This window comes from Photorhabdus stackebrandtii (assembly GCF_011189495.1).
GTDB lineage: Bacteria > Pseudomonadota > Gammaproteobacteria > Enterobacterales > Enterobacteriaceae > Photorhabdus > Photorhabdus khanii.
Window position 1 is genome coordinate 23406 of sequence record NZ_PUJV01000015.1, and the last position, 16745, is coordinate 40150.

The 16745-nt window shown below is 40.7% G+C and carries 9 protein-coding genes and 2 pseudogenes; 5 read left to right on the forward strand and 6 right to left on the reverse strand.

The window, feature by feature from the left end; all coding sequences use genetic code 11:
* Window positions 1–109: 109 nt before the first annotated feature.
* Window positions 110–2386: a 5-methyltetrahydropteroyltriglutamate--homocysteine S-methyltransferase gene (gene metE, locus C5470_RS13570; RefSeq protein ID WP_166289922.1), complete on the reverse strand. Its 2277-nt coding sequence runs from the start codon at window positions 2384–2386 to the stop codon at window positions 110–112.
* A gap of 108 nt (window positions 2387–2494) precedes the next feature.
* On the opposite strand from metE, the gene metR reads away from it, so the two are divergent.
* Window positions 2495–3451, forward strand: coding sequence for an HTH-type transcriptional regulator MetR (metR, locus tag C5470_RS13575; protein WP_166289925.1), 957 nt, complete (start codon window positions 2495–2497; stop codon window positions 3449–3451).
* 193 nt (window positions 3452–3644) lie between these two features.
* Here the strand turns inward: metR and C5470_RS13580 are convergent, their stop codons facing one another.
* On the reverse strand, window positions 3645–5294 hold the full coding sequence (locus tag C5470_RS13580) for a Na+/H+ antiporter (RefSeq protein ID WP_166289928.1): 1650 nt from the start codon (window positions 5292–5294) through the stop codon (window positions 3645–3647).
* A 271-nt stretch (window positions 5295–5565) separates the two neighbouring features.
* Window positions 5566–6912, reverse strand: a complete 1347-nt coding sequence (locus tag C5470_RS13585) for an NCS2 family permease (protein ID WP_166290070.1) — start codon at window positions 6910–6912, stop codon at window positions 5566–5568.
* A gap of 322 nt (window positions 6913–7234) precedes the next feature.
* Between C5470_RS13585 and tnpA the strand changes: the two are divergent.
* Window positions 7235–7473, forward strand: a pseudogene (gene tnpA, locus C5470_RS23710) (IS200/IS605 family transposase); the annotation flags it as partial.
* A gap of 1 nt (window position 7474) precedes the next feature.
* Here the strand turns inward: tnpA and C5470_RS13595 are convergent.
* The 3 genes and pseudogenes from C5470_RS13595 to C5470_RS13605 form a co-directional block, all read right to left on the reverse strand.
* Window positions 7475–7778, reverse strand: a pseudogene (locus C5470_RS13595) (efflux transporter periplasmic adaptor subunit); the annotation flags it as partial.
* 117 nt (window positions 7779–7895) lie between these two features.
* Entirely contained in the window at window positions 7896–8774 is an 879-nt protein-coding gene (locus C5470_RS13600; protein WP_166289931.1) for a PhzF family phenazine biosynthesis protein, read from the reverse strand.
* Between the two features lie 279 nt (window positions 8775–9053).
* Entirely contained in the window at window positions 9054–9806 is a 753-nt protein-coding gene (locus tag C5470_RS13605) for a sulfite exporter TauE/SafE family protein (RefSeq protein WP_166289934.1), read from the reverse strand.
* Window positions 9807–10067: 261 nt separating this feature from the next.
* Between C5470_RS13605 and eptB the strand changes: the two genes are divergently transcribed.
* The 3 genes from eptB to C5470_RS13620 all read left to right on the forward strand — a co-directional run bounded on the left by eptB (window position 10068) and on the right by C5470_RS13620 (window position 16312).
* Window positions 10068–11732: a kdo(2)-lipid A phosphoethanolamine 7''-transferase gene (gene eptB / locus C5470_RS13610; RefSeq protein WP_166289937.1), complete on the forward strand. Its 1665-nt coding sequence runs from the start codon at window positions 10068–10070 to the stop codon at window positions 11730–11732.
* 240 nt (window positions 11733–11972) lie between these two features.
* Window positions 11973–14498, forward strand: coding sequence for a hypothetical protein (locus C5470_RS13615; protein ID WP_166289940.1), 2526 nt, complete (start codon window positions 11973–11975; stop codon window positions 14496–14498).
* Window positions 14495–16312: a nuclease domain-containing protein gene (locus tag C5470_RS13620; RefSeq protein WP_166289943.1), complete on the forward strand. Its 1818-nt coding sequence runs from the start codon at window positions 14495–14497 to the stop codon at window positions 16310–16312. The genes C5470_RS13615 and C5470_RS13620 overlap by 4 nt, the downstream gene beginning before the upstream one ends.
* Window positions 16313–16745: the final 433 nt, after the last annotated feature.

Here is a 16745-nt window from a genome sequence, read left to right on the forward strand (position 1 = left end):
GTTTGATTACAGAGGAGCCCTCATTAAGCAACAAATATCCCCTAAGAAAAAGGTTATTTATGAAAAAGCCCACCACCAATCAAGGTGATGGGCAAATTACTAGATTGAGTTATTTTACTGATTCGCGGAGACGTTTCGCCGCCTGTACCATATTTGCCAGTGACTGACGGGTTTCAGTCCAACCACGGGTTTTCAGGCCACAATCCGGATTAACCCACAAGCGTTCAACCGGAATACGATCAGCCGCTTTGCATAACAATGCTTCAATCCATTCAACACTGGGTACGTTAGGTGAATGAATATCATAAACACCTGGCCCGATCTCATTTGGATAAGAGAAGTTTTCGAATGAATCCAGCAACTCCATATCTGAACGGGAAGTTTCGATGGTAATCACGTCCGCATCCAATGCCGCAATGGAAGGCATGATGTCATTAAACTCGCAATAACACATATGAGTGTGAATCTGTGTGTCATCTTCGGCAATTGCAGCGCTCAATTTAAATGCATCTACAGCCCAATCAAGATATGCCTGCCACTCTTCGCGGCGCAGTGGTAAACCTTCACGCAATGCTGGCTCATCAATCTGGATGATGCCAATGCCGGCTTTCTGCAAATCGTCCACTTCGTCACGCAGCGCCAATGCAATCTGTTTAGCAATAGTCTCACGGCTAACATCTTCCCTTGGGAATGACCAGCAGAGAATAGTCACCGGCCCAGTTAACATCCCTTTGACAGGTTTATCCGTCAGCGATTGAGCATATTTAGCCCACTCTACAGTGATAGCTTCAGGGCGGCTGACATCACCAATAATCACCGGTGGCTTAACACAACGGGAGCCATAGCTCTGAACCCAGCCATTTTGCGTAAAGGCAAAACCGTCAAAGTGTTCACCGAAGTATTCCACCATGTCGTTACGTTCAGCTTCACCATGAACCAAGACATCCAATCCTAAACGTTCCTGTTCGTTGATTGCCTGCTTGATATGTTCACAAATATTGATGCGATAGCTGGCACCATCTACCCGACCTTTTTTGAAATCCAGACGCAAACCGCGGATTTCTGTTGTTTGCGGGAATGATCCAATCGTTGTTGTTGGCCACAATGGCAAGTTATAGCGCTGACGCTGTATTTCCGCACGCTGTGGATAGGGCTGATTACGCTCACTGTCCTGTGGCTCAATAGTGGCAAGGCGATGAGTAACAGTCTGATTATTCACCCGTTTAGATTCACGGCGAGCACGGATCGGTGCACTGTAAGCATCCAACTCCGCTTGTTTACTGCCTTCTGGCTGATCCAACGCCGCAGCCAGCAGAGCCAATTCCTCACATTTCTGCAATGCGAACGCAAACCAGCTTTTCACCTCTGCATCAAGAGCTGTTTCATCACTCAGATCGATAGGGCTGTGCAGAAGAGAACAAGATGAACCAATCCACAGTGTACGGCTTTCTACCAGTGGTTTAATCAACTGATATTTAGCGGTTAAATCAGCACGCCACACGTTACGACCATTAATTACACCAAGGGACAGTAACCACTCTTTTGGTAGTAACTCATGCAATTGCGCAATATCATCTTGACCAGCAACCAGATCCACATGCAGCCCTTGTACAGGCAGAGACTTAATCGTTTCCAGATTGTGACCAACGCTATCAAAGTAGGTGGTCAGCAATAATTTAACCTGCCCTTGAAGTGCATGATAAGCAACCGGATAAGCTGCCAGCCACTCCTCTGGCAATTCCAGTACCAGTGCAGGTTCATCAATCTGAACCCATTCAATACCACGTCTAGCCAACTCAGTTAACACTTGCTGATAAACAGGAAGAATATCTTTCAGTAAAGAGAGGCGATCAAACACTTGACCTTTCACTTTACCCAACCATAGGTAAGTCACCGGTCCCAGTAAAACGGGTTTCACTTTATGACCCAGAGCCAAAGCCTCATCCACTTCTTCCAGTAACTGAGTCCAACTCAGTTTAAATTCCTGGCCTTGCTGAAATTCCGGCACAATATAATGGTAGTTAGTATTAAACCATTTAGTCATTTCTGCGGCGGCGGCAGGCTCACCAGTCGGTGCACGACCACGGGCAATGCGGAATAGTGTATCCAGATCAATAGCGCCATCTGCATTCTGATGACGCGGCGGTACATTACCCAGCAATAAACTGGTGGTCAGAACATGATCATACCAGGCGAAATCACCAACCGGCACTAAATCAACACCAGCCTGCTTCTGTTGTTCCCAGTGACGGGCACGTAACTCACGGCCAGTTTCCAATAATTCTTGTTGAGAAATTTTCCCTGCCCAATAATTTTCCTGAGCTTTTTTTAATTCTCTTTTCAAACCGATACGTGGAAAGCCAAGTGTGTGATTCATAATCGTCATTTCATTATCCCGTCATTTTTAGCCGTCTAGATGTTTACACATCCATAATCAACAGGTAAGGTATAAACCACAAGCGCAATTTATTCATAATCATCCTGAAGGTTTCTCATGATCGAAATAAAACATTTAAAAACATTACAATCATTGAGTCATTGTGGTTCATTAGCAGCAGCAGCCAACCACCTGCATCAGACACAATCCGCTTTGTCTCATCAATTCAGCGATCTTGAACACCGCCTTGGCTTCCGATTGTTTATCCGTAAAAGTCAACCGCTTCGTTTTACACCACAGGGTGAAGTTTTATTACGGTTGGCCGAGCAAGTGCTCCCGCTGGTCCAAAACGCACTGCGCGAATGCAAGGAACCGGGCCAGACCAATCTGCGTATCGCTATTGAATGCCATAGTTGTATTCAATGGCTGACCCCCGCACTCAAACATTTCCGTGAAACCTGGCCGCAGGTTAATGTGGATTTCAAATCCGGCGTCACTTTTGATCCACAACCTGCACTACTGCAACGGGAATTGGATGTCGTTCTGACATCAGATATTCTTCCTGATAGCTATCTGCACTACACGCCGTTATTTGATTATGAAGTCAAATTGATTGTCGCCCCGGATCACCCTCTGGCAAATAAGCTGCACATTCAGCCAAAGGATTTAATTGATGAGACATTGATGATCTATCCCGTTCAGCGCCAACGATTTGATATCTGGCGGCGTTTTTTGCAGCCCGCCGGCGTCATCCCCACACTGAAAAATGTGGATAACACGTTGTTACTGATTCAAATGGTAGCTGCCCGTATGGGGATCGCAGCTCTGCCACACTGGGTTGTTGAAACATTTGAACGGCAAGGATTAGTGGTAACGAAAACGCTGGGAGAAGGTTTATGGAGCAGGCTGTATGCTGCTGTCCGTGAAGGTGAACAACGCCAGCCGGAGATTGACGCATTTATCCATTCCGCACGCCAGCACGCGATGGATAATCTGCCATTCGTAAAGGGAATTTCAAGATCAAGCATTGGTGAATCCATAACAACGCAACAAACAAACCTCCTCCAATGGTAAATTTATCAGCCATCCCACCGGAACCAGCATACTATTCATCATTGCCAAGGCTCCGGTGGGAAAACCAACACTATTAGCCAGATACGGGTAAACACAAGTAAACAGGCTACAGCCTGACAAGTGAGATGTTCACCAATCAGGTTGAATAGCGCAATCGACAAGATTGTCGTGATAACCCGTGCATCACAGGGTATTAATGCTCTTTCCCTACCAGTAAAGCCTCCAGTAGATCCAAATCATGCAACAAAGTCTGAAGTGTCTCATTGCTGATTTTTCTGGTTGCACGCAGATGATATAACTCACCGCGTTCTGCTCTTAACGCAGTCAGACGGAAACGACGCTCCAAATCTTCCACTAGCAGGTTATGTTCTATCTCATCCTGCCCTACAGTACGACGACGCAAATGACCAATTACCCTGGAGGCAACTTCGGTAATAACCTCAGCATCCAATTGCTCTTCTGAGCTGGCAGAAAGGCGTTCCTCCATCTTATTCATACCGACAATGGCCACTTCTGCCATTGCTGCTCGCGCCATTCGCACTTCATTGATATCTGCCTGCTTATCGGAAGCTTTAATTCCCCGTAGCAAGAATGGCAAAGAGACAACCCCAACTAACAGCGAGAGCAGGATAACCCCGGCAGCAATAAAAATAAGCTGATAACGTGCCGGGAATGGCGTGCCATCCGTCAGAAACAGCGGAACAGACAATGCACCAGCAAGTGTAATTGCACCACGAACCCCAGCAAAAGATGCCAGCAATAATTCACGTGTAGTATAAGTCGCGAAATTCAGGGGATTCTTTTTCATAAAGGTTTTGCTGATATTCTTCATCAGCCACAACCAGCAGAAACGCAGCAGTAAAAGTGCACCATAAATCACGGCAACTGCGGCGAACAGCATCCAGGTTTCAACTGTTGGATCAAGCTCTGCCTGCACAACAGACGTTTTCCAGATCTCCGGTAATTGCAGGCCCAACATGATAAATACCAAGCCGTTAAACACAAATTCCAGCATTGACCAGACACTATCGGCCCGCAGCCGCATCGCCAACGGCGCGTTACGGATAACGCCAGATTTACTAATAGTCATACCAGCAGCAACCGCGGCAAGGATACCGGAAACACCAATATGTTCGGCAATCAAATAAGAAGCAAAGGGCAGCAGCAACATGAAAACAATTTGGGTTGCCGGATCGCCACCGCTCCAGCGGTTCATCAAACGCAGGGATTTACTGTATAACCAGGTCACCGCAATACCGGATAACAAACCACCGATAGCAACTTTAAAGAATTCGATAGTCGCACCGGTAACAGTAAATACCATCGTTCCCATCGCTATCGCTACAGCGAACTTTAAGGCTACCAGGCCGGAAGCATCATTCATCAACGCTTCCCCTTCCATCACACTCATCATACGCTTAGGCATGCGCCCTTTTCCGACAATGGATGATAACGCCACCGCATCCGTTGGTGATAGGACGGCAGCAAGGGCAAAGGCAGCAATTAATGGAATGCCTGGCATCAGCCAGTAAATCAGATAACCAATACCGATAACAGTCACCAACACCAATACCAGCATCAATATGAAAATTTCCCTTCCGTACTGGAAAAATTCTCTGGTTGGCGTTTTCCAACCATCAACAAATAACAAAGGAGGGATTAACAGGACAAGAAACAGCTCAGGATCGAAAGTCACATGTAAGCCAAAATGCGGCAAGGCCAGCAATGCACCCATTGCAATTTGCATTAACGGCAGAGGTATGCGAAACGGAATCACCTTAGCCAAAACACCAGAGACTGAAACCACCAAAATCAAAATCAGAATAGTAAAGAATATTTCCATGTTGCCCTTACAATTTACCTGAGAACCGTTGATATACAGATTGAGACTCTTTTCTTCCCGCCAAAACAAAAACCGTGAGAATAGATTTTAATGCTAAAATAACTGAATCAATCGAAAAAGGTAGATACATGCTGAGTTGTATCCGAAAGAATTGCAGGAATATTGTAAACGAATCAGATAAATAGCGGTGAAATAATTAAGAATTTAAAAGTAATCGCAAGAAATGGCAAAGTGCGCCAGCATAGACACACCTTACGCACTTTTTAATCAATCAAATAGCCCAATCACCAGCATAAAATACTACCAAAGTGATCGTGATCATTACTGTACCGACATTCAACTTACGCCATTCGCCGGAACAGACACGTCCAATAACCAAAGAACCGAAACCCAGCATAATACCGGTAACAATATTGCAAGTCAGAACAATAAAGACCGCACAGAGCATACCAGACATCGCTCCAACAAAATCATCGAAGTCCAGCTTTCTGACATTACTCAGCATCAGCAAACCAACATACATCAGCGCCGGCGCAGTCGCATACGCCGGTACAAGATATGAAAGTGGAGAAAGGAACAAAATTAACAAGAACAGGATACCGACAACCGTTGCAGTTAAACCTGTTTTACCCCCTGCTGCGGTACCCGCCGCTGATTCGATATATACTGCCGCCGGAGAGGCACCGATAGCACCAGCAAAAATACTACTGACAGAATCGGCAGTCAGCGCTTTACCGCCATTAATAATCTGCCCGCCCTTATCCAACAGATTCGCTTGCCCTGCCACTGCGCGGATTGTACCGGTTGCATCAAATACGGCGGTCATTACCAATGCCAGCACACTGGGTAATACAATCGGCTGCAAAGCCCCCATAATATCCATACTAAAAATCAAAGACAGGCCGTCATCTCCCAGGCTGGGTACTTTAAAGAACCCTTGATATTTCACCGCCGGATCAAAAATCAACCCGATAACAGAAATCACCACAATCACCAGCAACACACCACCTGGAACTTTCAATTTTTCCAGTCCAAAAATAACTGCCAGACCAAACAAAGTCATCATAACTGGAAAAGAGGTGAACGAACCCAAAGCAACAGGCAGACCTTCCAACGGGTTCTTAATGACCAGACCAACACCATTTGACGCAATCAGTAACAAAAACAGCCCAATGCCAATCCCGGCACCATGCGCAATCCCCATGGGTATATTACGCAAAATCCAGGAGCGAATACCGGTAACCGAAATCACAGTAAACAAACAGCCCATCAGGAATACCGCACCGAGCGCAACCGGAATCGTTATTTGCTGCCCTAAAACTAAACTAAAAGCAGTAAATGCAGTCAATGAAATTGCACAACCAATTGCCATTGGCAAGTTAGCCCAAAGCCCCATCAGCAAAGAACCAAAACCGGCAACCAAACAAGTTGCAATAAAGACAGCAGTATGAGGAAACCCGGCCTGCCCCAACATACCCGGAACAACGATGACTGAGTAAACCATCGCCAGGAACGTCGTGAGCCCTGCCAGAATTTCACGGCGTACCGTTGTTCCTCGTTCGGTCAATTTAAAATACTTATCCAGCTTGCATTTAGCTGGTGCCTGAGTGCCGGACATCATGTTGTTCCCCTGCATTATATTCATGTATTTCTCCGCTTCCTGCCAAACGAAAACGATTACCTTACTTAATAACAATAATAAATATTGCACCAATCGGTTTAACAAACCATAAAAGCAATCGTTTGGCTTTCAGAATAAAAAACGACGAGAGAATTTGAGGCGAAAGATTATCCGGTGATCATGGTGTAGGAATCAAGAGTTAACAGTATTATTTTAGCACAAAAAATCTGCCTGTTAAGGCGCAAGAGCTTCACATGCTTGTCCTTAACCCGGACAGAGAGTGTTTTGGTCTGCATTATCATAAAATCAAAGTTAGTCTATGAATGAAATGCGAACAGGTCGGCACTGTGTATTCATGATGCACGCTCATCTTATTTTCATCACAAAATATCGGGGTCAGGTATTCAGCAATGAGCACCTCACAACACTGGAAGCGCTTATGCGAGGCGTATGCAGACAGTTTAAAATCGAACTGAAGGAGTTCAACGGGGAGCTCACATTCACATGCTGATTAATTTCGCGCCAAAGGTAGCCATCAGCAAGCTAGTTAACAGTCTGAATCTTCACCCAGCACTTGTACCTGCTGCTTATGGCCAGGGTTAGTCTTCACCACCAGCAGCTGGATCAATAGCGTATTCTCGATCTCACTGTACAACAGCGATACTTGTGCTGTCATGGCGATACGCAGCTTATTATTTTGATTAGGCACGTCCAGCAATGCGTTGTAGTACACCGACGCATTGCTGGTACCAGATCCAGATGCTGAACTGCTGCTTGCAAACAACGAATCGTCTTTCATAATCGATTCCGGTGCCAGCTCTACGCTGCGCAGCGTCATAGCGTTTTTCCGGCTCGGAAAAAATAATAGCCAGGAAATCTCTCTTTATGTGAGGTAGAGCGAACGGCAGTGTTCTGTTGGGACATCGCTTCTGCTCCTGAAAGGATAAACTGCCGCCGCCCTTACAGCGGCGGCATAATAATCAGTACTTGATGATCCCAGTGATACAGGTTACTGCGCTACCGCCGACAGTGATTTTCCCGTCTGCAAAATGGAGTTCAAGCTTACCGTCACGCCCCAGAATCCGCCCCTGAGATGACAATATCATTCCATCAGCCGGAACATTGACACGATGATAGCGTATAAATGCCGCCACACTTCCATTACCACTCCCGCAAACCGGATCTTCATTGACGCCGCACGCCGGGGCAAATGACCTGACTTCTATCTGCATGTTTTTCATGTCAGGATACACCCCGTAAATACAGCTACCGGTGACATTCATATCCCGATCATGCTCCTGTAGTTTCGTGTAATCCGGTCGCATGTGCAGTAGCGTTTCAATATTTCTTGTTTGCGCTACGATCCACCTTGCCCCCACGTCAACCAGCGCGGGTGTCAAACTGCGATCAAATGGGCATCCCAGAATACATTCCAAGCGCTCGATCTGTTCTATCGAGAGAGGAGTAATAACAGGCTCAGGCAATTCAAAAGCGACAGAAATATTACCAGACGGCTTCGTTGTGACAGTCAGGTTAATCAAGCCAGCCCCACACTCCTGGACAACACGACCATCATGGGCCTCAATAATGCCAGCCTCTAGTAGAGCGTAAGCTGTGCCAATTGTGGGATGTCCTGCGAAAGGTAGCTCACTACTCGGAGTAAAGATACGTACGCAGTAGTCAGCCAGGGGATTTTCACTAGGCAGAACAAACGTGGTTTCAGAAAGGTTCATCCAGTTCGCGATCGACTGCATTTGTTCAGTGGAAAGTTCGTGCGCATCCATCACAACCGCCACTGGATTGCCTTTGAAAAGTTGGGAGGTAAAGACATCAATCTGTCTGAAATTTACTTCGGGCATAAATATTCCTTGTTAAAATTTGAGAGAGTGACTGCTCCCCGCCGTAAACGGCGAGGCTTCCCACTTCTCAGGCTGCAACCGTCTGTGCGACGGATTTACGCTGGTCTCCATGGGCAAATAGCAAAAATGGCGAAGAAACGGCTATTTCTGTAACGACGACTATTCATTTACTTCTGCCCATCCATCTAGCAAAAAACAGAGAAAATAAATGAGAAATGAATCGAAAATAACAAATTAATGATATTATATGAAACAAATAAATTTTTATTAGTTACTATTTCAAAAGGTAAATATGTAACGATATATCAGCATTAACCCCGAAACCAGCACAATAATATTGATAAACATCAGGAATGTTTGTCTGGAAATTTTCAGTGTCATCTGGCGGCCAAAATAAATTCCCAACAACATGGCTGGGATAAATACCAGTATTAATAACAAGAATGAACTATCCAGATAAATACCCAAGACAACAAAAATAATCACTCTTGTCAAGGTACTGAAACCAATTAAAGTCGTCTGAGTCATCCGAAAAGCTTCCTTATCGGGTATCCGCCCGGCCAAATAGATGGCATAAAGAAAACCACCACTACCAAATAATGCGCTGAAAATACCTCCCCCCAAACCAAACGGAATCGCCGCTTTAACCGGGAATTGACGGTAAGCTTTACCAGAAAATAATGAATAAAGTGAATAGAAAACAACAAATAATCCTAACACCAGGACCAGAACATCGGCCCGGGTCATCAATAAAATGGCTGCACCAATCAAACTACCGATAATCATTAACGGAACAATGAATCTGATCTCACTAAACTCGGCTCTTCTGCCATCTCTGACAACATTAATCACTGCGGCGGTTAAATCTATCAACGCAAGTAGAGGAACAATTTTCGCTACAGGGATATAAAGCGCCAAAATCGGGCTGGCAATAAGTGCAGAACCAAACCCAGCCATACCAAAAACCAGGTAAGCAAAAAAAACAGCAAAAATACAAATAAACAGATCAGTCCATGTCAGTACATGTAACATTAATATTTTCCTGAAAATAGTTATCAATCCGAGTGATCATTGTCTCAATACTAATAGCTTTTACTGTCGTTTGTCAGGACAATCTGCAAAAAATAAGCGCAGTAATTAAAGATGCTCTATGTACAAATGTGCTGATGATGAGCTGATGAAAAAAATGAAGGGGCTAGAATTGTAAATAACCACAAATATTCATGAAGTAATGAATGATCTATAGGATTTCCTCATTTTTCAAATTAAGTTTACTAAGGTTTCCCTAAGCTAATGAAAAAAATAAAATCTCTATCACATCCCATACAAGCGCTATTACTGGCGATTTATATCGGTATTTTTCTCAATCTATCAGTTTTTTATCGTCATTTTAAAGAGATTCATGTTGGTATTCACACGTCTAAGTTGATTACCAGCAGTATTAAAGCTCTCGCCATTGTTCTATTTACCTTTTTTCTGTTACGTCTTCTTTCCTTAGGTGGACGCTGGTTCTACCGTATCACTGCCAGCTTATTAGTTCTATTCTCGGTTGCCGCCAGCTATTACATGACCTTCTTTAATGTCGTCATTGGCTACGGCATTATTGTTTCAGTTTTGACTACAGATATTGATTTATCCGTTGAAGTTGTTGGTTACAACTTTATTATCTGGCTAATTTTGCTCAGTATCTTGCCATTATTGCTTATCTGGTCGGGTAATTTACACAATACTCTACTTGAACAACTGCGAGTGCCCGGCCAGCGAATAAAATCACTGACAATCATGCTGATGGCTGCATTACTAGTATGGGCTCCGCTGAATTGGATAAACACTCAGCAAAAAGCTAATGACGAGCTCAATAATGTCGATATGCCAAGCTATGGCGGTGTGATTGCGCACTCTTACTTACCTTCTAACTGGCTGACTGCGCTTGGGTTATATATTACTACTGCGACAGACGAATATCTGAATCAGAATGAACTGTTTGATCCGACACAAAAGTTCACTTATGTCGCTCCACAAGGAATTAATGATACCTACGTCATATTTATCATTGGTGAAACTGCACGTTGGGATCATATGGGAATATTGGGATATGAGCGCGATACAACCCCGCTTATGAGCAAAGAACCAAACCTAGTCGCATTCCGTGGTGAATCCTGCGACACCGCCACTAAACTTTCCCTACGCTGTATGTTTGTACGCGAAGGCGGCACCAAAAATAACGACCAGCGCACACTGAAAGAACAAAACATATTCTCAGTTATGCATAAATTGGGATTCAGCTCAGAACTTTTCTCAATGCAAAGTGAAGTCTGGTTTTATAACAAGACCGGCGTGGACAATTTTGCTTTCCGTGAACTGATCGCTTCTGAGAGCCGCAACGACGGTAAACCCGTTGACGATATGATGTTAATTAATGAATTAAAAGAATCACTAGAACATCATCCAAACGGCAAACATCTGGTTATTTTACATACTAAAGGCTCTCACTATCTATATTCACAACGTTATCCGCGCAGCTTTGCTAAATATCAGCCGGAATGCATGAACGTTGATGATGACTGTAGCAAAGAACATCTCCTCAACGCATTTGATAACAGCATCTTATACACCGATTACTTTATCAAAAACGTTATCGACCAAGTACGGGATAAAAAAGCGCTGGTATTTTACGCCTCAGACCACGGCGAATCGATCAGCGATGATACCCATCTGCACGGCACACCACGTCATATAGCACCACCGGAACAATTCCGTGTACCATTGATAGTTTGGGCATCAGATAAATTCCTGGATGCCCAAAATAATGCTCAGGCTTTTGAAAACCTCAGAACACAGGCCAAAACAGGTAATACCTATCGCCATGTTGAGCTATATGACACCATTCTCGGTTGCCTCGGCTATACTTCACCAGACGGTGGAATTATGACAAAGAATAATCTGTGCAGTGATTAAGGAACATTTCCAGTCCTAAAATACATTGGCACTTTTTTATAAAATGAATGCTTAATTATTCCGTTTTACACTTCAATGAATAATATAGTCATTCATTTTATCGATTGTAGTTAGATATTTTCAACCAACAAACTAAGAACTCAATAAATCAATTCGGATTAAATTAAATCATAGGTGAATATATTTTACGATATGTTATGATTCATTTTCAGACATATACTTAAGCCAACGAGAAACAAGATGCAAACAAACGAACGAAAAGTACTATGCACTATAGAAAAAGGATACTCCTACGAAAGAGAAGACCAGCTAGGGAAACTCAGAGTGTATTTTGAGATTTTGAATAATGGTGAAATTGTACCAATTAATAAAGAAAGCCTATTTTGTGAAACTGAGCAAGTTTTTGTTACCTCAGGGTATAGCGAATTACGTGAAAAGTATAGTTCCTCACTTTTTGCAGCAACATGTGTCCCAACAAACTTTGAAAAAAAAGAGGGGAACTGCCAATATATCACTAGGGCAAATTTTTGCGAAGACATAAAAGGGCTTTTAGCCTGCCAAGTTTACGACCTTCCATTTCCTGATGTTAACGAAGCAGTTATTATTTTAACAGAAAAACCCTTAACAAAAACAATCTTAATTCAAGATGACAGCTATCTCTATGGGCCTTTCGATTATGTTGATGAAATAGACCCAGCAACAAACCAATATATTTTACACTTAAAACCTATAAGTACTCCTTTAAATAAAATCCAGCAATTTCATATTGGAAAAATAGGCATCCAGAAATGTATCGCATATTTATCACAAAATAACCATTCATATGCCAATTTTCTATGCAATATAAAAAGAATATTTGAAAATATAGATGATACCATCGATTATATAACTAATGATCAAATTATCTCAACCTACGGAAATAGAATTGCACAAAATTCTGATATAAGAAGCTTCAACAAAGGAACAATAGCACAAATTCGTAAATGCTATACTTCCTCACAAGAATTCAGAACTTTCCCTGAAAGATTTCATAGGCTATTTCAAAGCTTAGAAATGGCAGAAAGTTGGGATAACACCAGGAAAGACTTAATGGATAGTTTTCTTTCAATTGATAAAGGAAAAGAAATTCTAAAGAAATATATCGACGAAAATAAAGAAGAATATTTTCGGGAAGAGAAACAATCTTTTTTAAAGAAATTACAAGAAGAGAAATTAAATCAGCAGCAAGCATTTAATGAATTAGTTAATAAAAAAGAGCAAGTAGAAGCTGATATCCGCAAAATGCTTCGGGAAAGAGAGCTGTTTCAATTCAATGGTGGTCAGATATCAACAATCACCATTACAGCAGAAGAAAAAAATAAGATTGAACAGAAACTTTCGGCCCAACGTAAAGAACTCGATACTTTAGACACAGAAGTCAAAGTCTTAGAAGAAAAACATAGTCGTTTTAAAAAAATCGAAGACTTAAAAAATGAAATAGATGATTTAGAACGTCAACGCGACAGATATAGAGACAGAAAAAGGCAGATGGAAGAGCAAGTTGAAGATGTTGCGAAAAAACTGAGAGAAAGTAATGAAATATTAACCAGCAGGCTAGTTCAACTTAAACCTGATGTGGATGCTTTATGTGGTTTAAAACCAAAAACAGTATTTAGCTCATTGGATTATAATGTTATAACAAGGAAAATTTCAGCTACTGAAAGTGATGAAGATACCCGTGAAAATCTCATCAATAGCGTCCTTGATGCTTTAAATAATCAAGGCCGTAAAACAGATTATTATACAGTTGCGAATATTCTGACAACCATAGCACAATGCCAGTTTACATTATTTGGCGGATTACCGGGAACAGGGAAAACATCCCTGGCAAAAATACTTGGAGCCAGCCTGGGTCTACAAAATCGCTTATTAAATATTCCTGTTGCACGAGGTTGGACTTCATCCAGAGATGTATTAGGTTTCTATAATGCTTTATCCCAATCATTTATACCTTCCGCTACTGGATTGTTTGATTTAATTAGACATCTTCATTACGAAATGAAAGAAAAAATTGAATCAGCCGCTCCGGCTATTGTTTTACTTGATGAATTTAACCTTTCACAACCGGAACACTATTTCAGCCCGTTCCTTGAAATGGCCGATCCTGAGTCTAAGCGAATAATTTTAACTGGCAATCCAGAAGAACAATATTTTCAGGTACCTCTCTATTTACGTTTTTTAGGTACGATCAATCAGGACGAATCTGTTCAATCCCTTACTCCCAGATTGTTAGACCGGGCCGCTATAATTAATTTTGATGATTTTGAACAAGACTATGATTTGAGTGCAGTAAAATCAGATACCCATAAAGATTTAAACATCTCCCCAATTACTGGAAATAAATTCATTGATATTTTCTTTCCAAGATCTTTAGAAATGACACCAGATATTGAGAGAATTTTGCAATTAATCATCGAAACTTTACGTGATGATAACCCAGAATTTGGAACTCCCGTGATTGTTTCATATCGAAAAATAAAAGCTATTCGCTCATATCATAATGTGGCTGGCCCATTGATGTATATCGAAAGTAAATACAAAGCATTAGATTACGCTGTAGCTCAACATATATTACCTCTTTTAAATGGCTATGGTCAGAATTTTGGTAATCGATTAAATGCTCTGTTAGATAATTTACCTGACGAAATGGAACGCTCACATAAACTACTGAGAAGAATTATTAGCACAGGAAACCAAAATATGTTCTGTTATGGGGCCAATATATGATCCGTTGGAAAATGTTTATCAATTCAATTTCTGATGGAGAAGTTGTTGATCTCAGAATCAACAACAAATATCAAATTACAGAATTAGATCATATTCTGTTTCAAGTTTCTTTATCGGAGGATAATTTTGAGAAAGATGGCATGCCTATATTAATCATAGGAGATACATCTCTGGAATTAACTTTTTCTCACTATGAAAATAGCGAAAAAATATACACATCAATAGAACCACTAAACTCACATCGTTCAAGATATTTTTATAATTTCTTTGGGGAAATCCAAGCTTCTCTTTATTTAGGAGGTCAATATGATCCTATATATAGTGTTACCTTTGATATTCTGGCAAGACGAGAAAATGCTGCCTTGGCAAACATTATGCTAGAATATTTAACCGAAAACTTAGAGGATATTGTTTCCATTTGTTTTTCAAAAAGCAGGAAATTTTCCTTATCGAATGAAGATAATATTTTTAATTTCAATAAATTAGAAATAATAAAAGAAACAGTTAACTATTTAACACAACATTTGCCATTATTTATTATAGAACATAGACACGCTTTAGAACCTAAATTAATTCTATCAAAACAAGGGCAACCAACCGGACCAGATTCAATTATGTGGGCATTATACAATCTTGACCAATTATCTCCTGCGAATAATGAGGACGCCAACATATTCTATAATAATAGAGGATACTCTTTCAATGAACTTCCTAAAGAAACGCTCAAAGAGAATACAGATATTTACGAAAACAAAGTCATCCACGCCTTTCTAAAACAAGCTAATGTCTTCCTGATGATGCTTAAAGAATCATTGACTTCTCCTAAAGACAAAATCCAATCTTTAGAAAAAAACGAATTTATCCAATTTAACCACACAATGTCAAAATATGCATATTTAGCCTTAAAAGATAAATCCAAAAAAATTGAAAGCTTAATTAGCACTTTAGAAAAAACAAGATTATTGTTTAATAAAAAAATACCCTCAACAGCGCCAATAGGTATCGTTCCTAAAATCACACCTTATGTTGCTAAACATAACCATTACAGAAGAACCTTTTATCTTATTGAGCAATATCACCACGCACCAACACCTTCTTTCATTGACAAAGAACTCTTTTCAGGGTTAAAAAACCTCTCAGCAATTTATGAAACTACCGTATTGATTTTATTACATGAGATTATTCAAGAAAGTTATAAAGTTCAACTTATTGAACAGAGTTATAGACTTCATTCGGAAGAATTACCTTTCGGTGGTGTAAAAATAGAAAGACCAACAAATGAAATTAATAATTACTTCTTATTTAAAAATGAAAACTATGATATTGAATTGTTTTACGAAGCAAAAATTTTCCCCTTAAGCGCCCACAGTAAAAAAGGAGATCTTGTTGATACAAGTAACAACATTGATTCTAATAAATATGGGAAACACCATTTTCGCCCTGATTTTATCATGAAAGTAAACTCAAAAAGTTGGAAAAACCCATTAATTATAATACTTGATGCAAAATATAAAGATGCAAAAACAATAAAAGAACATGATATTAATGAATTAACAAGAAAGTATTTACTTAATATACATCAAGTTAATGAAAATATGGCATTAGTAATGTCGCCGGTAAAAATGCTTTTTATTCTCTTCGCACATAACTCTGAAGAAACCGTTGTTAGATCAGTTGCTCCACAGCATTGTATCAATGGTCAGTTTCCAGTTTTACCACAATCAATTGCTATTTCAATTAAACCTAATGAAAAGAATGTATTAATCAAACACTTTATTGCGCTTAAAGAAATTATGGATAAGAATAAAGGTTGATTGCATGAAATTACAATACTAGATTTTACGCTTTTGCATTTATAGCTGTTGCGCTAATACCTAAATAACTTTCCAAAATGGTGCTACACCTTATCTACTAACAACCCTATAATATAACAATGGGTTAAAGTAAACCATGTGTAGCGGAATTATGAAACCTTATTTAGTAGACATAAGCTACCAGTCTGTGTTTAAGATAAAATCTATTGCTTGCATATGTAAACTAATCGTCATTCTTAATACGTTCATTTTATCTATTCATATAAGGAAGGTAAATAGTCTGGAATAAATAGACAAATCAGAATGGCAAAAAAATAATATCGATTCAATGAAGATAGTCGAATAGTTTCCCCTTAACATAACGACGAGGTACTCCATATTATCTTTAGAACGATTCAGAGAGAAAATATTTATTTTCAGATTAAGCTTTCAA